17 protein-coding genes are annotated in these 17,505 nt (G+C 64.1%); 7 read left to right on the plus strand and 10 right to left on the minus strand.

Going from position 1 to position 17,505, the window contains the following annotated elements; all coding sequences use genetic code 11:
• The 4 genes from NTW26_02535 to NTW26_02550 all read right to left on the minus strand — a co-directional run.
• The coding region (locus NTW26_02535; protein MCX7021150.1) for a hypothetical protein at positions 1–335 on the minus strand (335 nt) is incomplete at its 3' end.
• 105 nt (positions 336–440) lie between these two features.
• Positions 441–1,562 (minus strand): hypothetical protein, encoded by a 1,122-nt coding sequence (locus NTW26_02540; protein ID MCX7021151.1) that lies wholly within the window; start codon positions 1,560–1,562, stop codon positions 441–443.
• Positions 1,563–1,588: 26 nt separating this feature from the next.
• Positions 1,589–3,442 (minus strand): glutamate mutase L, encoded by a 1,854-nt coding sequence (locus NTW26_02545; protein MCX7021152.1) that lies wholly within the window; start codon positions 3,440–3,442, stop codon positions 1,589–1,591.
• 31 nt (positions 3,443–3,473) lie between these two features.
• On the minus strand, positions 3,474–3,884 hold the full coding sequence (locus tag NTW26_02550; GenBank protein MCX7021153.1) for a hypothetical protein: 411 nt from the start codon (positions 3,882–3,884) through the stop codon (positions 3,474–3,476).
• Positions 3,885–4,078: 194 nt separating this feature from the next.
• On the opposite strand from NTW26_02550, the gene mtnP reads away from it, so the two are divergent.
• The 7 genes from mtnP (at position 4,079) to NTW26_02585 (ending at position 11,045) form a co-directional block, all read left to right on the plus strand.
• Positions 4,079–4,963 (plus strand): S-methyl-5'-thioadenosine phosphorylase, encoded by an 885-nt coding sequence (mtnP, locus tag NTW26_02555; GenBank protein ID MCX7021154.1) that lies wholly within the window; start codon positions 4,079–4,081, stop codon positions 4,961–4,963.
• A gap of 33 nt (positions 4,964–4,996) precedes the next feature.
• A complete protein-coding gene (locus tag NTW26_02560) occupies positions 4,997–6,055 on the plus strand; it encodes a hypothetical protein (protein ID MCX7021155.1) in 1,059 nt (352 codons plus the stop codon).
• Positions 6,056–6,518: 463 nt separating this feature from the next.
• On the plus strand, positions 6,519–7,295 hold the full coding sequence (locus tag NTW26_02565) for a hypothetical protein (protein MCX7021156.1): 777 nt from the start codon (positions 6,519–6,521) through the stop codon (positions 7,293–7,295).
• A gap of 73 nt (positions 7,296–7,368) precedes the next feature.
• The gene (locus tag NTW26_02570; GenBank protein ID MCX7021157.1) at positions 7,369–8,742 is read left to right on the plus strand and encodes a ribonuclease H-like domain-containing protein; all 1,374 of its coding nucleotides are present in this window, start codon (positions 7,369–7,371) and stop codon (positions 8,740–8,742) included.
• On the plus strand, positions 8,735–9,979 hold the full coding sequence (gene mutL / locus NTW26_02575) for a DNA mismatch repair endonuclease MutL (protein ID MCX7021158.1): 1,245 nt from the start codon (positions 8,735–8,737) through the stop codon (positions 9,977–9,979). The genes NTW26_02570 and mutL overlap by 8 nt, the downstream gene beginning before the upstream one ends.
• On the plus strand, positions 9,928–10,323 hold the full coding sequence (locus NTW26_02580) for a hypothetical protein (GenBank protein ID MCX7021159.1): 396 nt from the start codon (positions 9,928–9,930) through the stop codon (positions 10,321–10,323). Before mutL ends, NTW26_02580 begins: the two co-directional genes overlap by 52 nt.
• Positions 10,324–10,343: 20 nt before the next feature.
• Positions 10,344–11,045 carry a hypothetical protein gene (locus NTW26_02585; GenBank protein ID MCX7021160.1) on the plus strand — a complete coding sequence of 234 codons (702 nt, stop codon included), beginning with the start codon at positions 10,344–10,346 and terminating at the stop codon, positions 11,043–11,045.
• A 68-nt stretch (positions 11,046–11,113) separates the two neighbouring features.
• Here NTW26_02585 and NTW26_02590 read toward each other — a convergent pair whose 3' ends face one another.
• From NTW26_02590 to NTW26_02615, 6 genes are all read right to left on the minus strand, one after another.
• Entirely contained in the window at positions 11,114–12,430 is a 1,317-nt protein-coding gene (locus tag NTW26_02590) for a hypothetical protein (GenBank protein ID MCX7021161.1), read from the minus strand.
• Positions 12,431–12,453: 23 nt separating this feature from the next.
• A complete protein-coding gene (locus tag NTW26_02595) occupies positions 12,454–13,044 on the minus strand; it encodes a hypothetical protein (protein ID MCX7021162.1) in 591 nt (196 codons plus the stop codon).
• Positions 13,045–13,112: 68 nt separating this feature from the next.
• A complete protein-coding gene (locus NTW26_02600) occupies positions 13,113–15,311 on the minus strand; it encodes a DEAD/DEAH box helicase (GenBank protein ID MCX7021163.1) in 2,199 nt (732 codons plus the stop codon).
• Positions 15,312–15,337: 26 nt separating this feature from the next.
• Positions 15,338–16,405: a hypothetical protein gene (locus NTW26_02605; protein MCX7021164.1), complete on the minus strand. Its 1,068-nt coding sequence runs from the start codon at positions 16,403–16,405 to the stop codon at positions 15,338–15,340.
• A 32-nt stretch (positions 16,406–16,437) separates the two neighbouring features.
• Positions 16,438–17,187, minus strand: a complete 750-nt coding sequence (locus NTW26_02610; protein MCX7021165.1) for a ComF family protein — start codon at positions 17,185–17,187, stop codon at positions 16,438–16,440.
• Positions 17,187–17,505, minus strand: a 319-nt coding sequence (locus NTW26_02615) for a hypothetical protein (protein MCX7021166.1), incomplete at its 5' end; no start/stop codon positions are given. The genes NTW26_02610 and NTW26_02615, both read right to left, overlap by 1 nt.

Consider the following 17,505-nt stretch of genomic DNA (forward strand, 5'->3'; position numbering starts at 1 on the left):
TCTTCTTTTGAGATGACCACGTTGTAAACGTACTGGATAAGCGGGTTGGGGTAGGTGATAAGGACGGGCTCGCCACCGTAGCCTTTGCCCAGCCAGGCGTTCTGGTCCCAGTAGTATCGTTCTGGACGGTAGGTGGTGTGCGTACTCGGTGGGCCCCCGGTAATAATCCTAAGTACATAGCGCCAGACTCGTTCAATGACTCCTGTGTCTATCAGCCTTTCAATAACGGTACAGTGAATTATGTTGGGTGGTGCACCTTGAAACAGGTCATTGTTGACCCTGACTTTTGGCCGGATACGGTATTCCGCAGCGTGGAGTATTTCTTCCGGGCTCATAGCTTTTCCTTTTCTTCCATCTCCCAGTATAGCCGATTTTTTATCTCAGTGTCAAATTGAAACGGGAGCCAGTGGCTCCCATTGATTGACGGTTCTGACGCGCAATCAGCTCTCTATCAGCTCCACGTTGGCCCGGGGGACGGTCACCTCACGGCCGTCCTCCAGCTTCGCTTTAAGTATACGAACCTTGGTCTCCGAGGCGAGCTGGACCAGCTCAATGGGCAGGTCGGTTACCTTGCCCAACAGGCCGAAGTACGGCTCGCGGATGCAGCGGATAGGCGTCCCCTTTACGAGCTCCCCTTCCTCCTCCGTCTTCTTTTCGGGGGCCCCGCCCTCGGCGTGGGGGACGATAATCTCGGGGCGGATGACGCCGGCGCGGATCTGTGTGGCGCCGTTGATGCTGGCTATTCGCCCCTCAACGCTCTTCAACAGGTCGAAGGTTCCCTGGGCCATGCGTATCTTCCCGAACCCCTCGGTGATGATAAGGGTGATGCCCTTGTCCTCGTGGCCGGTGATGGCCACGCCCAGGTCGTAGCCGAGGAAATCCTTCAGGTCCGAATCGTCGAACCCGCCGGCGACCACGCCCACGACGCCGACACTCAGCGCCTTGGCCAGGGCGGCGTTGGAGACGTAGTCGCCGCCGACCACTATCTTCCCCTTGCACTCGGGACCTATATCCTCCGGCGTCAGGCTCTTGTCGGGTGAGTCCACGACCATGTGTATCTCGCCATGGGCCTCCCCTCCGACGCCGAATATCCCCTGGATGAAAACGCCCCGGGTCTCGACCAGCACGCCCTCCTCGGGGATGACCTCTTTGACGATGCCGTCAATGTAGGCGTTGATCTGGACCGGGTGCGGCGGCTCGCGCAAGAGGAGCTGTCCCGTGACGTTGGAGATGGTCTCCACGGTGCCCGCCACCGGCGCGTGGAGCTCGTTCTTGAAAAGACCGAAGAGGCCCTTGTTTCTGGCGATAATCTGGTCCTTCTCGACCTTGTCGCCCACCTTGACCAGGAGGACGTCGTCCACGTCCGATGGCGGGAGGGAGAACTTGTTGGCGACGTTGATGCTCTCGACGTTGCCCGGGAGGAAGGTCCGCGCCACGACGTCCAGAGCTGCCACGCGGCTGCCCTTTTTGACCAGAATTTCACCCTTCAGGGGCAGCTTGCGCTCCTTGACGACGGTCGTATTATCGGTGACTTTCAATCCCGGTGTGTAGGCGTGTCCCACGTTGGTCCTCCGGAGTCGGAGCGTTTTTACCTGTTTTCGTAAGCCGGGTAACAGTCGAGGGCCTTCTGCCACTCCTGGAGTTTTTTGACCCGTTCGGCGTCGTTCTCGGGGAGCAGGAAGGGCTGGCGTCCGCGGGCGTCGAGGATGACGCCGGAGAGGCCGCCGGTGATTTTCCGCTCGAGGGGCTTGCCGGGCCCGGCCCCGAAGTCGGCCTTCCCCTGCGGGTTGGCCCGCAGGGTGGCATTGGGTACATCCGCCCAGGGCAGGGGGATGCACGCGAGGGTGCCGAATTTCATCTCGATAGTCTCGGTGCGTCCGTCGTCGAAGGCGAGCTCGATATCGGCCACCTTTTCATCCGGCTTGGCCTGGATGATGGGGGCCACGCAGGTGCCCAGATGTATCAGGCAGTCGCGAACGAAGACGTCCGTGGCCGCCTTCTCATTCACCTTGGACAGAACCCCGAGCTGGGGCATCATGAAGATGGAATCCACGGCGAGCGCCGTGACGCCCTCGGGCAGGAAGGCGTCAATGAGCATCATGGCGGCCTGGGACCGCCGCGGCGCGTGCGACAGGACGCCGCCGGAGCCGACCAGGATGTCCAGGTCCAGCATGTCCACCAGCGTCTCGCCCGACCCGGACTGGGAGAAGGTCTCGGCGATGGTCCGCATGCGCTGTATCCCCTTGAGCCCCACGGCGAGACTCTTGTGCTGGATGAAAGCCAGCCGGAGCGCCTCGCGGGCGATGGCCTGCTCCACAATCAGGTCCCCCAGGGCCTGGGGGATGGTGGTGGGCCGGATCATCTTGTTGCGAATCCGGTTCCGGAGCTCTTTTTCGTCTATGTGGAAGGGCACCCAGCGCATGACGTTGTCGAAGCCGGTCTCAGCCATGACGTTGGAGATGGAGTAGCTCATGCCGAGGTTGGCCGACACGGTGCGGTTGAAAACGGTCTCGTGGGTCTCCTCGTACTTCTCGCCCTTAAAGACGCTGAAGACGTCGGTGGTGGCGCCGCCGATGTCCACGCCGATGACGGTGATGCCCTCCCGGCGGGCGATGGTCTGGATGATTTCGCCGACGGCCCCGGGGGTGGGCATGATGGGGATATTGTTGCCCTCGGTGTCGCGGGCCCAGGTCATCAGCTTGGAGTAGCCCGGCGCCTGGGCCATGACGTGCTCCATGAAGAAGTCGTGGATGGCGTGCCGCGCGGGTCCGAGGTTCTCCCGCTCCAGCACCGGCCGGATGTTGTCCACCATGTGGAGCGCCGTCTTCTTGCCCAGCTCTTTCTCGACGGCCTCCCGGGCGGCGATGTTCCCGGCGTATATGACCGGCAGGTTGTACCCGACGCCGAAGCGAGGCTTGGGGTCGGCGGCGCCGATTATCTCGGCCAGCGCCGCGACGTGCTTTATCGTCCCCCCGTCCACCCCGCCGGACAGAAGGATGATATCGGGCCGCAGGCGGCGGATGGCTTCTATCTTCACGTGGTTCGGCCGGCGGTCGTTGGTGGCCAGGACGTCCATGACGATGGCCCCGGCGCCCAGGGCGGCGCGCTGGGCCGATTCCCCCGTCATCTGCTTCACCACTCCGGCGACCATCATCTGCAGGCCGCCCCCGGCGGAGCTGGTCGAGAGGTAAATGTCGCAGCCCTCATTATCGTCCTTCTTGACCATTATCGTGTTGTCGGCGGCGATGAAGTTGCGGCCCGATAGCTCCTCCACCTCGCTCACGGCGTTGATGACGCCCCGGGTCACGTCCTCGGCCGGTTTCTCCACGGTGGTGGGCGCTTCGCCACGGACGACGAGACGGTACACGCCGTCGGGCTGCTGCTGGATAAAGATGGCCTTGGTGGTGGTGGACCCGCAGTCCGTAGCCAGGATCGTCTTCATCGGTGTTCGGCCTTTGCATGGGGTTAATATTTCAACGCCAGCGCCAGCGTTTGCGTTTTTGAATGCGTTTGGTCTGTCTCTTCTCGGCGAGGTAATCGTCCAGGCGGGCGAGGCATCGTTGGACGTATTCCCGGTTCTCGAAAAGCCTCTGGAGCTGGTCGTAGGGGGCCACCTCGAGGAAGGCGGGCCAGAAAAGCTCCAGGAACCCGGCGATGAACGGCTCCAGAACCAGCATGGCCTGACTGCCGTAGTAGGCCATGGGGTACGAGCTCTGGACGAACAGGACCGCCGGCTCGAGAAGGTTCTTCTCGAAGAGCTTCTGGCAGATGCGATCGATGAGCTCGTCGGCCTTCTCCGAGGGCAAATCGCTCCTGACCTTGACGGAGAAGGCGTGCCGCAGGCGGCCCTTTAACCGGGCGTCGCCGGTCTTTTCCCTCGGCATGGGGGCGATCCATTGGGAGGTACAATCCGCAAAAGTTTACTTTTGACGGGGGCTAAAAGTCAAGCTGGACGGGCCTCCCGTGTCCCGTCGGTACGGCGGGTCAGAGCTTCCCGCCGTCGCGAGTGAGTTGTACCGCCCCGCCGACTGTGGTAAGCTAGCCCTAAAGACAAACGTTTCCATCCCGAGGAGTGCCCATGGCGGAGAGGATGATAGGCGTCATCGGCGGTTCCGGCCTGTACCGGGTAGAGAGCCTCACCGATACCCGCGAGGAGTGGATCAGCACACCCTTCGGCGAGCCTTCGGATGCGGCCGTCATCGGGAAGCTGGCCGGGCGCGATGTGGCCTTCCTCCCCCGGCACGGACGGGGCCACGCCCGCTCGCCCTCCGAGGTCAACTACCGGGCCAACATCTGCGCCCTGAAGATGCTGGGCGTCCGCTGGATAATCTCCGTCTCGGCGGTGGGCTCCATGAAGGAGGAGATAAAGCCCCTGGACGTGGTGGTCCCCGACCAGTTCATAGACCGCACCCGACACCGCCAGGACACCTTCTTCACCGACGGCGTGGTGGCCCACGTGGGCCTGGCCGATCCCTTCTGCGGTGAATTGCGGAAAATCTTCGTCGCGAAGTGCCGCGAGCTGGGTCTTTCGACCCACGACGGCGGGACGTACCTGTGCATGGAGGGGCCCCAGTTCTCCACCCGCGCCGAAAGCGAGCTCTATCGCTCCTGGGGCGTCTCGGTCATCGGGATGACCAACCTCACCGAGGCGCGCCTGGCCCGCGAGGCTGAAATCGCCTACGCCACCCTCGCCTTCTCCACCGACTACGACTGCTGGCGCAAGGGGGAGGAGACCGTCACCGCCGAGATGGTCGTGGCCAATTTGTCAAAGAACGCGGAGAAAGCCAAGCGGCTCATCGAGCTCATCGTCCCCGCCATCGCGCTCGACTCCGAATGTTCCTGCCACTCGGCCCTGGCGAACTCCATCGTCACCGACAAGTCCAACGTCCCCCCGGCGGTCCTTCACCGGCTGAAGCCCATTGCCGGCAGGTATTTAAAAACTGATTCCCCCCGGAAGACGTAGTAAAAAAAGCGCCCTCTCCGCGTCGGAGACCCGATGAGAACGACGGGCCTGATCGCCCTGCCCTTGCTCCTCCTCGCCGCCTGCCAGCTCACCATGGAGGGCGGAGGGGGCTTTACCGGCAAGGAAGACGACCGCCTGCACCCCGGGGGCGCCGTGGGGGTGTACCACTACGCCACCTGGGGCTACAACGGCACCCGCCTGGGCGAGTTCATCAACCCCACCGACCTCGCCCTGGACTACTTCGGCGACCTGATGGTGCTGGACGTGGGCAACCTGCGGGTGCAGGTGTTCGACCCCACCGGACGGGTAATCCAGCAGTACGACTACAACTTCAGCGGCGGCGAGCGGGCCTTCCGCCCCACGGACATCGCCGTGAGCCACCAGGACGACATCTACCTGGCCGACCCCTCCGCGGGGACGGTATTCAAGTTCACCGACGTCTCCACGGCCTTCATCGTCACGGAGAGCTACCCCGCCGAAGTGGGCACCGGCCGTCTGCTGCGCGACGACAGCACGCTTTCCGGCATCAGTGAGGCGCCCAGCGTGCCGGGGGCCCTGGCGGCCAACTGGGCCGGCGAGCTCTGGATCGCCTCCGGGGAGGAGCTCTACGAGTTCGACGGGCGGAGCAATCTGACCCAGGTGTACTCCCCCCTGGGCGACGACCTGGGCGGCCACGCCGAAATTGCCGACATGGCCATGGATTACGACCGCTCGCTCTGGGTTCTGACCCAGGACGGCCTGGTGGTTCACGTGGACTACCGGGGCCGGGTGCTTTCCAGCTTTTCCACCGGCCTCCGCCCGCCCTTCGCCCTGGCCTGCGACGGGGGCGTGGTCGCCGTCGCCGACGGCTGGAATAACGGCTTCCGTCTGTACCACGAGAACGGAACGCTTCTTTACGAGACCCAAGTTACCGCCGATGACGGCACTCCGCTCCTCTCGCCGGAGGGCATCGCCCTGGACTACGACAACCGGCGGCTGTACCTGGCGAACACCGGTTCCCACACCATCGAGGTTTTCGAGCTGGAGGTCTGGGAGCCGGCCGAACCGGAACCGCCTCAGCCGGAATCTATCCAAGAAAGCGATATCAGGTGATCAGCAATAACCAATCCACGGACGCGCGGCTTTTTACAATCGGTTATGAAGCCGATGACATTGACGCATTTATCAAACGACTTACTACGCATCGGATTGAGTGTGTGATTGATGTGCGTAAGAATCCCATTTCGCGGAAGAAGGGCTTCTCAAAAACAGCACTCCGTGAATGTCTAGAACGGCATTACATCACCTATATCGGGCTTCGATCCCTTGGTATCGAACGCGAGCAACGGAAACTTTCAAAGACATGGTCTTTGGAAGATCTTTTTCGGTGGTATTTAGACAGAGTGATACCAGCCAATGAAGATGCGTTGAGACTGGTCCTTGAAACCTCCCTGAATAAAAAATCCACACTGATGTGCTTCGAGCGTGATTTTAATTTATGTCATCGTTTTGTAATCGCGCAAGTCCTAGAATCAGAATACAACTGCGAGGTAATACACATTTGAGAGGTGATGCTATGTGGGAAGAAAAGGAGATATTGATAACTGTTAAAACCTATCCCCACCCACAACCACAGGTTAAAGAAGTCGTTTGTACTGCAGGTATTGACCGTAATGGGAATTGGATACGCCTGTTCCCGATTCCTTTTCGATATCTAGATAATTATAAAAAATACAAGAAATATCAGTGGATTAGTGTAACCACCAAGCGGGCGACTGATCACCGAAAGGAAAGTTACACGCCTAGGCTTGATACCTTGAAAATTATCAGCGATGTTGCAGACTGGGATGATAAATGTAAAATAGTATTAAGTACAATTGTTTATAAAAGTATAGATGAATTACAAATGGCAAGGAAGCAAACAGGCATATCGTTATGTACATTCAAACCGTCAATGATTGACGATATTACATGCAAAAAAGGAGACATTGACTGGAATCCAAAGCAACGTGAAATTATGCGACAGCAATTCCTTGGGGAAGAAATAAAGAAAATAGAAAAAATCCCATATGAATTTCGGTACAAATTCACTTGCATAGATAAAGATTGCAAGGGTCATGAAGTATTGATTACGGATTGGGAATTGGGAGCTCTTTACCTCAAGGTAAGGGCCAATTCTTCAGAAGAAGATACGGTACGTTTAATCAAACAAAAGTTCCTAGGTGACCTCTGCTCCCCTAAGAAAGATACATATTTCTACCTCGGTACTACAATCAGACATCCACAGAATTGGATTGTATTAGGTGTTTTTTCTCCTCCTAAACAGCAGCAACCAACCCTTTTTAACGCCTGATTACCTGCATCGGTGGGGCGGCCCCGGAGGCCGGTCCCTCGTATAATTTTTTAAAAACCGCCCGACCGCCGCCATGCCGAAAAACCTCCGCGAGCGCCTGTCAAACCTGACCGGGAGGGGGGAGGCCCCCCCCGAGGTCGAGGTGACCCGGGACGCCGAATCTGTCAGGGAGCGGCTCCGACGGCTCCTGGTATCGAAGGGGCGCCCTTTGCCGCCCGAGGACCGGCTACCCGCCGAGCCCGTCCGGCGGTCCGTCCGTGCGCCCATCGAGGAGCTGGTGGACGGCGCGTGGGAAGATACGCCATTCGGGCGCGTGTTCGTCGTCGAGCGACGGCTCCCCGCCGCCGAACACCATGCCGGATCCCCCCTCGACGCCATCCTGGCCCATCCCCCGGAAAACCTGGCCCTGGTGGAGGAGATGCCCCCCGCGGGCTTCGCGTTCTCCAGCGCGATTTTTCTGGACACCGAGACCACGGGGCTCGCCGGCGGCACCGGCACCTTCCCCTTCCTCGTCGGTCTGGGGCGCTTCGAGGGCGACGAGTACGTCCTGCGGCAGTTCTTCTTGGACGACCCGGGGGCGGAGCGCGGCCTTTTAAATATCCTGGCGGATATGATCGGCGGTTCGTCGGGCCTGGTCACTTACAACGGCAAGGCCTTCGACTGGCCCCTGGTCAAGACGCGCTTCGTGTTGAACGGTATCCGCCCGAAATTCCTGGACCTCGAACCGCCCCACGTGGACCTTCTTTCCTGGGCCCGGCGCCTGTGGAAACTGCGCCTGGGGAGCTGCTCCCTGGCCGACGTGGAGCGCGGGGTGATGGGCCTGGAGCGCACGGACGACATCCCCGGCGCGGAGATTCCCGCCCTCTACTTCGCCTATCTCCGGGGCGCGCCGGTGGGTGAGCGGATGGCGAGGGTTTTTTATCACAACGAGTTCGACATCAAGTCCCTGGCCGTCCTCGCGGCCCGCGCCCTCAACCTGGCCGAGAATCCCATTGAGCGCTACGAGGACCCGGCGGAGCTTTACGCCTGCTGCCACCTGCCCCGGATGGGCGACCGGCGGGGGGAGCTTCTGTCCGCCGCCATCGCGGTGGGCCTGCCGGAGGAAATTGATCGGCGGGCCCGCTGGGAGCTCTCCCTCCACCACAAGCGTCGCGGGGAGTTGTCCGAGGCCCGGACGCTTTGGGGCCACCTGCGCCGGGGCCCCTACGACCTCCGGCCCTACGAGGAGGAGGCCAAGTTCCTGGAGCACGGCATCCGGGACCTGACCGCCGCCAAGGGGCTGGTCGAGGAGGCGCTTCAGCGGTGCGGCAGCGGGGTGACCGATTCCTACGCCCGCGCCCGGCAGCGGGGGGCGCTCATGTACCGCCTGAAGCGTATTGAGCGGAAACTGGCCGGACTGATGGTGGAGGACGACGAGGTGTACGATCCGGGCGGCGACCATGCCTGACGGGATGATCAAGATTCTGCCGCCCTTCGTGGCGGAGCGCATCGCCGCCGGCGAGGTAGTGGAGCGGCCGGCCTCCGTGGTCAAGGAGCTCGTGGAGAACTCCCTGGACGCCCGGGCCGGGCGCATCGAGGTGGAGCTGGAGGCGGGCGGCAAGTCCCTCATCCGCGTGACCGACGACGGCGTCGGGATGACCCCCGAGGATGCGGTGGCCTGCTTCAAGCGCCACGCCACCAGCAAGATTGACCGCTACGAGGACCTGGAGCTGATCCGGACCTACGGCTTCCGCGGCGAGGCCCTGCCCAGCATCGGCGCCGTCTCGCGCGTCCGCCTACTGACGCGCTTCCGCGACCGGGACCGGGGGACGGAAGTGGTGTACGAGGGCAGCAGGCTCCTGCGCCACGGCGAGGCCGGGGCACCGGTCGGGACCGACGTCGTCGTACGCGACCTTTTTTACAACGTTCCCGCCCGGCGCAAGTTCCTCAAGACGGACACCGGCGAACGCGCGGCCTGCGTGGACATCGTCGCCCGCATGGCCCTGGTCCGGCCCGAAACCGCCTTTCACCTCCTTGCCGACGGGAAGACCGTACTCGTCCTCCCTCCCGCCGACGGGCACCGGCGCGTGTTGGACTACTTCGGGAAATCCTCCCGGGGCGGGGAGCGCATCGAGTACGAGAGCCCGGGCGTGGGCGCGGTCCGCGGGGTCATCTGGCACCCCAACGTGCTGCACCGGCCGAACCGCCGCGGGATACTGGTTTACGTGAACGGCCGCCCGGTGGACGACCGGCTGGTCGTGGACTCGGTGACCGGGGCCTGCCGCGGAATCACGCCGATCCAGCGGTTCCCCCAGGCGGTCATTTTCCTCGACCTCCCCGGGTCCCGGGTGGACGTCAACGTGCACCCGGCGAAATCCCTAGTCAAGTACGCCGACGAGGGCGCCGTCCGGCGTCTGGTTAAGGCCGGGGTGGCGCGGGCGCTCTCCGAGGCCGGGGTGGACCTCACCGCGGCGATGCCGCTGGCCACGGGGGAGCCCGGCAGGCCGCTCGACCGCCGACCTTACCCATCCTCCGGTCGGCGGGAAGCGTACGAGCCCGACGATGTGCCCTTCGGCGAGGGCCCCGGAAACTCGGTCCACGAACCGATGGGCCCCCTTCCGCGCTCCCCGCTCTCCTGCCGCCCCGCGTCGAGCTGTCGGCTGCGGAGGCGGGCCGCGTTTCCGAACACCTCGAGCTTCTGGTAAAATACGGTTTTCGCGTTGAGACGGCGGGCGCGTCCGCCTTCCGGGTCATGTCCGTGCCCGAGTTCGTGGAGGCCGGAGAGGAGGAGAGAGTCGCGGTCGAGGTGATGTCCGAGCTGGCCCGGATCGGAGACGACGCCCCCCTGGCCCAGCGGATGCACCTCACCCGGAGCGCCATCGCCTGCAAAGCCGCCGTCAAGGCCGGGGAGAGGCTGACACGGGAGGACATGCTCAGCCTCGTGCGCCGCCTCCTGGCCTCGCCCAACAAGTCCACCTGCCCCCACGGGCGGCCGACCACCGCCGAGCTGTCGGAATCCCAGGTCAGACGCTGGTTCCGCCGATCCTAACCCGAAACCGAGGAGCACCCTTGGCCCGTTACCCGCAGAGGAAAAAGAAGGGCGGAGAGCCCGACGACGAAGTCTTCACCGACCAGGGCCCCTGGGGTGACGTCTGGCGTTACGTCAAGCTCGTCTTCTCCCTGGCCTTCAACTTCGGCTTCGCCGTCTTCGTGGGGTACGTCCTGGGGGAGATGGCTGACGACACCTTCCTGGGAGCCTACGATACGGTCTTCACCTATATCGGCCTGGGACTGGGTTTCCTGGGCGCCCTCGTGGGGACCCGCAAGCGGCTGCTGCGCTTCGCCCACCGGCAGCAGGACCTCCTCGCGAGGCGCCATGGGGCTCCCGGGGACGACCGCTCGGTCACGACATCCGTCGCCGTCGGCTTCCTGGCCATCTTCGCCGGCCTGTGTCAGGCGTCCGGTCTCATTTACCTCGTCGAGTTGGGACGGGCGGGGGCCCTGTGGCTCTTGTGGACGGACCTCGTCCTGGTCGGCGGCGGTTTCGTCGCGTTGGGGACGCTCGTCCTGTCCCGGCGCCCGGTGGGGGTGAAGCTTGTCCGCTGGCTCTTCCTCGTCCCGATTGCCGCGGGCGTGGCCCTCTTCCTCTTCTCCCTGGCCGGAGGGTCGAAGCCCAACGTGGCGGTGGCCCTGATGCTCATGGCCCTGGCACCGCTGGTGGGGATGTTCGTAGCCTTCTTCGAGGGGGAGAAAAAGGCCCCGGCGGCCTAGTCGCGGTTTTTTTTAGACATAAAAAAGAGGGACCCGCGGGCCCCTCTTTTTCAATATCCGACGACGGCTCAGGTCTGGTCCTGCTCGATGTGCGGCTCGACCAATAGTTGCACACCCTCGATCCCCAGGACCCGGATGGGTGTCCCCCGCTCGAGGGACTGGAGGGCCGTGGCGGGCCAGAGGTCCCCTTTCAGCTTCACCTTGCCGCGGCGCCTCTTCCCGAAGCTGGTGGTGGTGACGCCCAACTCGCCGATGAGCTCCCCCGAGCCGATGGACCGCGCCCGCAACTTGGCCACCAGACCGCCGCTCACGGCTATCAGAAAGAAAACCCCCGTGACCGCCAGGGAGGGCACCAGCACCACCAGGGACACACTCGTCGTGCCGGGGCGGTAGAAGGTCATTCCGCCGGCGAAGAGCGCCCCCAGGGCGAGAATCGCCAGGATGCCCCGCGTGCCCAGCATCACCTCCAGGGTGAAGAGGACCATCGAGGCCACGATAAAAAAGAGGCCCAGCCAGCCGAGCGGCAGGTAGTTGAAGGCCAGAAGGGACACCAGGAGGAGGACGCTCCCCATCACCGGGGTGAAGAACCCGCCGGGGTTGGTGGCGGTGAAGGCGAAGGCGAACATGGAGAAGAGGAAGAGGGCGAAGGCCACGTTGGGGTTGACGATGAAGGAGAGCACGTCCCAGAGGACGTCGGTGTCTATCTCGCGCAAAACCCAATTCTGCGTGTTGAAGCGGGGGTGGTCGGGGTAGTTGAGCGGACGGTCGTCGAGAAGCCGGATCAGCTCGGCGGGGTTGTCCGCCGCCCCGTCGCCCACGTTGTAAGTTTCCGAGTTCCAGGCCGTGAGCGAGGCCAGCCCCCGGGTCAACAGGACGGCCCACCTCTCGTTGTAGGAGGACTTCTCCGCCTCCGCGGCGGCGAGGGCGCCCAGCTCGTCCAGATAGGTCCGGTTGTGCGACTCCAGCTCGGTCAGCTCACCTCCGGTCATGGTAAGCGGGCGGCCGGTGCCGAAGACCGCGCTTTCGCTGCCGAAGAGCCCAGCCGCGGCAAAGCCCACGGGCAGCGCCTCATCGCCCAGCACCGCGGCTCCCGGGCCGACCCAGATTACCACCGGCAGCGGGGCGGACCGTATGCGCTCGATGATTCCGCGCACGGCGTCCAGCTCTCCGCCGGAGGAGTCCAGGCGCCAGATGAGAATGGGCGCCCCGGCATCCGCCGCCTCGTCCAGCCTTTTCTCCAAGTATCCCAGGGCGGCGTAGTCCAGCCGGCCGTCCCACTCGATGACGGGGACGGTCTCCGACGCCCGCGCCGCCCCGGCGGTCGCCAGGACGAAAAGCGCGGCGACCGCTAGGAGGGTTCGTTTTTTATTGCCGTTGCGGCTCAACGGGTTCACGGTTGCAGGGGGGTTCACCCCCCGGATTTGTTGGGGGAGGCGCAGGAGGCCGCGTCGCCGTAATACAAGAGCTCGCACTCCCAGCCGCAGAAGCCGAATATTTCGCCCGACTCCTCGATCACTCCGCGACTCGGCGCCAGGACGACGGTCCAATCGCCGATGCCCTGCTCGGTGAAGGTGACCCGGTAGCAGCCATCGAACGTGCCGTAGGGGACGGTCACGCCGTCCAGGGAATCCACGACCGCGATGGCCGTGCGCCCGCCCTGGGTGGTGTAGGTCCAGGTTTTCCCTGGCTCCAGGGGGAACTCGATGCGGTGGGGCAACTCGACGAGCTGGCCGGTCGAGTAATCGTAGAACTGGACGGTGTCGCCCTCGAGGCGGCAGGCCATGTTCACGTCCACCCAGTGGACGCCCTCGAGCTCAGGCAAAGTCGTGAGATACCAGCGGTTCAGCTCGTAGGAGTAGGGCTCGGCGTTCTGGGGCGAGTAGAGGCAGTTGTAGTAAGCCGGCGCCATCCACTCGGGGAAGTAGTCGGTAAGAAGCCCCGGCGCGGCCGCCGCGATTGAAGCCCCGGCGGAGAGGACCAAAAAAATACGTCGAATCATGCCGCTCCAATGGCAGAGGGGATGGTCAATCTACGCCGGGAGGCGGATCCCCGTTCCTCGGTGGGGCGTCAGTCGCGGGGGGCCAGCGATTGCCGGAGAATCATCCGCGCGGCCTCCTTGCGCCGGGGGACGGGAATAACAGTACCCTCCGGCCCCTTCATCTCCAGCGACGGCCCGATGCACGACGGACAGCCATAGGTCAGCACGAAGGCCGCCAGAGAGTGGAGGGCGTACTTGACGCCGTAGATTCCGGCCACCCACTCGTGCCTGGTGAATGGCAGCTCGGCCAGCATCTTCTCCGAAATCCTCGACCAGTAAGCGGTGGTGCTCATCTCCCGCTCGGGCAGGTTCACCTCGCCGTAGCCCACGTTCTCCTGGGTGTAGTAGCGGATTTTCTTGAAGCCGACCACCTTGGTGGAAACGTGGACCTCGCCGTGGAAGGGCCGCGCGACCGCCGGCTTTCCCTCCTCGAAGACGTCGAGGATGCGCACGGCGGTTTTCTCCTCGGCGTCGGTGTAGTAGTCGCAGTCCACCCGGCGCACGAAAGCCTTGCGGTTGGCGAAATCCAGCTCCTCCACCTGATAGCTCACGCCGTCGTGGACGTACACGGCCTTCGGGAAGATGTGGTAGAAGGCGCCGGAATAATCCACCTCGCCGATGACGCGGGGCCGGTTGTCCCCGGCTCGTTCCAGGCGGTCCTCGAAAGCCTCGTCCCCCAGTCCCTCGGCTCCCTCGACGGGCCGGCCGCCGATTTCCACAATCACGAAGTTGTCCCGGGTCGGGCTCCGCAGCGAGACGTCCTGGGCCGGGTAGGCGTCGGCCATCCAGTACGTCTTGTCGCCGGTGCGGTGGACCAGGCCGCCCTCGACGAGGAAGTCCAGCATCTCGGAAAGATTCTCGCCGCCGAAGGTCTCGTCCTCGCCGAAGGGCAGCTCGAAGCAGGCGCACTTGACGTGCTCCAGGAGTATGAGAAGGTTGTCCGGGTTGATGCGGGCGTGCTCCGGCGACTGCTCGAAGAGAAACTCGGGGTGGAAGACCACGTACTGGTCGAGGGGGAGGTTGCGGGCCACGTAGAGAGCCACGGAGACGCCGCTGCGTCGTCCGGCGCGGCCCGCCTGCTGCCAGGTGCTGGCAATGGAGCCCGGATAGCCGGAGATGACCGCGCACTCCAGCGCCCCGATGTCTATCCCCAGCTCCAGGGCGTTGGTGGAGACCACCCCGCGGATGGTCCGGTCCCGCAGGCCCTTCTCTATTTCCCGCCGGAGCTTCGGCAGGTATCCGCCCCGGTAGCCCCGGATCCAGCCCTTCCGGTCGGGCGAGGTCTCGATGGCGTCCTTCAGGTACTTGACCAGAACCTCGGTGATGATGCGGGCGGTGGCGAAGACGATGGACTGGACGCCGGCCTCGATGAACTTGGCCGCCAGCCGTCGGACGTGCATGACGTAGCTTTCGCGGACGCCGGTGTTGGCCTGGACCAGCGGCGGGTTGTAGAGGATGAAGTACTTTTTCGCGGTGGGCGCGCCGGAATCCTCCACCAGCTCCACCTTCTCCTCGATCAGCCGCTCCGCCAGCTCCTTGGGGTTGGCGATGGTGGCCGAGGAGAGGATGAAGGTCGGCTTCGAGCCGTAAAAATTCGCGATGCGCTTCAGCCGGCGGATGACGTTGCCCATGTGGCTGCCGAAGACCCCGCGGTAGGTGTGCAGCTCATCCACGACGACGTAGCGCAGATTTTCAAAAAGGGAGAGCCACTTGGTGTGGTGCGGCAGGATGCCGGTGTGGAGCATGTCGGGGTTGGTGATGACGACGTTGCCGCCGCGGCGGATTTTCCGGCGCACGTCGGCCGGAGTGTCCCCGTCGAAGGTGTTGGCGACGATGCCGGGGTCCAGGAGCTCGGCCAGCCGGGTCAGCTCCACGAGCTGGTCCATGGAGAGCGCCTTGGTGGGGAAGAGGTACAGCGCGCGGGTGCTGGGCTCCCGCAGGACGGCGTCCAGCACCGGCAGGTTGTAGCACAGGGTCTTGCCGCTGGCGGTGGGGGTGCCGATGACCACGTGCCGCCCGGCGTGGACGTGGTCCACCGCCTCGCGCTGGTGGGTGTAGAGTCGCTCGATGCCGCGCTTGGCGAGGGCGTCCTTGAGGTTTTCATGGAGCCAGTCTGGGAAATCGGCGAACCGGGCCGGCGATGCGGGGATGAGCCGCGAGTAGGTTATATTATTTTTGTACGGCGCCCTCTTCAAGGACTCCAGGACTTTTTCCACACCCTTCGCCATCGTCGTCCCGTTCGGGGAAAAATAGGTTAACGGTTTATGGACAGGTGCGCCCGGCCCATGATACTCCAGGCCAGGCAGGTCAGCCAGCGAGAGGGTTCCCGCTTCTGGCAAAACTCCCAGCCCGACCAGTTGGAGGACGCGTCGCCGACGGGCTGCCCTTCGGAAAATACTTCCCCTTTCGTCGGCGGCTTGGAGGCTTTGCCGTCGGGGTTCCAGTTGAGCCAGACCGATTCCGGGGTGAAGCGCCCCAGGCCGTCGGCCTTGGACCGCAGTATTTCAATGACCTCGTGGAACCGCTCGTCGTGGCGGGCTCGGGAGAAACGGCTCAGGATGTCGGCGTAGTGCAGGATGTCGTACCAGATGCGCGGGGCCTTGAGCTTGCCGAAATCGGTGCCGATGCCGAAGAGGTAGTATTTCTTGCCCGTATTCCGCTCGGCCCAGTGCCCGAGGAGCATCTCGACCAGGCGGTCGGCCCCGGCGCTCTCGGCGAGCTCGGGAATTTCCGAAAACAGCCGCAGGGTAATCAGGCCGACGTAGGGGCAGGGATCGCCCCGGCGGCCCGGCCCCCGGAACATCGGATTGTGCGTCGGATCGGAGTAGCACGGGCAGCCGTGCTCCTCGATTTTACCACCGATGTACCCGATGGAACGTTTGACCCGCTCGTCGCCGGAAAGGCCCAGCTTGACCAGGGCGTAGCTGGTGAGCGGGGCGTCGCAGGCGAACCAGGTCCAGTGTTCCGCGTCGTCGCCGCCGTAGGCTTTCGACAGGACGCTTTTTATCTGAAACGGGCCCTCGGGGGACTGGTGGGCCAGGATGGACTCCACCGCGGGGGCCAGCGCCTCGCGCCCGACCCCCAGCTCGGCGAGGAAGACCAGCTTGTGCAGCGGGTGCGCGGCGTCGTTGTGCCGCTTGAGCGGCGGCTGGTTCTCCCAGTCGTTGACCTCCTCGACCAGGCGCGCGACCAGAGGGTCGGCCAGCGTTTCCCGTCGAAGCTCGTCCTCGTCGTCCACCACCATGACGCCTTTGATAAGGTCCACGAGCGTGCGTTGGCGGACGAAAGCCGGACCCTTTATGAGCCAGTCCGCAGTCTTCAAGGGTAAATCCAGAACCGCCATCTTCCACCGACCTATGGACGAGCCAGGACGTAGGCCCGGACCTCGGTGGCGCCGGCCTCGCGCAGCACCTTCCCGCACTCCAGGATGGTGCTGCCGGTGGTGGAGACGTCGTCCACCAGGCAGACGCGCCTCCCGGCGACGATTCCGGGATCCCTCACCGCGAAGGCCCCGGCGACGTTGGTCAGCCGCGCCTCCGCGGGAAGGGTGGCCTGGGGTATCGTGTTTCGCACCCGCACGAGGGGCTCCGCCAGGGGAACACCCCAGTGGGCGGCGACCCGCTTCGCCAGGAGGCGGCTCTGGTTGAACCCGCGCCAGCGCAGCCTTTTCACGTGGAGCGGCACCGGGACGACCACCTCGGGGCGCCAGGGGCCGAAGAGGGCGTGGGCCCTCTCCACGAAGAGGTCGCCGAGCTGGTCAGCCAGCGAGGGCCAGAAATCGTACTTGAACTCGTACAGCAACCGGATCAGCGGCTGGGTGTACAGGGCCGTTCCGCGCAGGGTCACCGAAAAGGGGGAGACGCGGCAGTCGAGGCACAGGTTCTCCCCCTGCGGGTCGCTTATCTCCTTCTTTTCCAGCGGCTTGCCGCAGGCGCCGCACCAGGGGTGCTTTATCAGCTCCACGCAGCGCCAGCAGGCCGGGCAGAGCCCGATTTTTTGCCCCTGGGGCAGCCGCTCGCAGCAGACCTGGCAGCCCGGCGGGTAGAGGAGACGGAGCAGCCCGTCAACCGTCCGCTTGCCCAGCGCCCGCGCTTGGGTGAGCATCACCCGCCCCCCGGGTGGAGGAGGTCGAAGATGAGCTTCAGGGCCTGGACGGTCCGGGGCCCGGCCCGGGTGACGAGACAGGGGTCGAGGGCGTGGACCCGGCCCGAGGCGACCGCGCTCAGGTGCGCCCAGCCGGTTCGGCTGGCGGCCGTTTCCGGCGAGGTCAGGCCGTCGCAGAGGAACACCACGTCGGGGTCGGCCACGAGAACCTGCTCCGGCGTCACGTTGTGGAAGGGGCGCGGCAGGTCGCCGAAGACGTTCACCCCCCCGGCGATTTCCACCAGGTCGCCGACGAGGCTCCCGGCGCAGGCGGCCATG

The organism is bacterium, assembly GCA_026398675.1.
Classification (GTDB): Bacteria; RBG-13-66-14; RBG-13-66-14; order RBG-13-66-14; family RBG-13-66-14; genus RBG-13-66-14.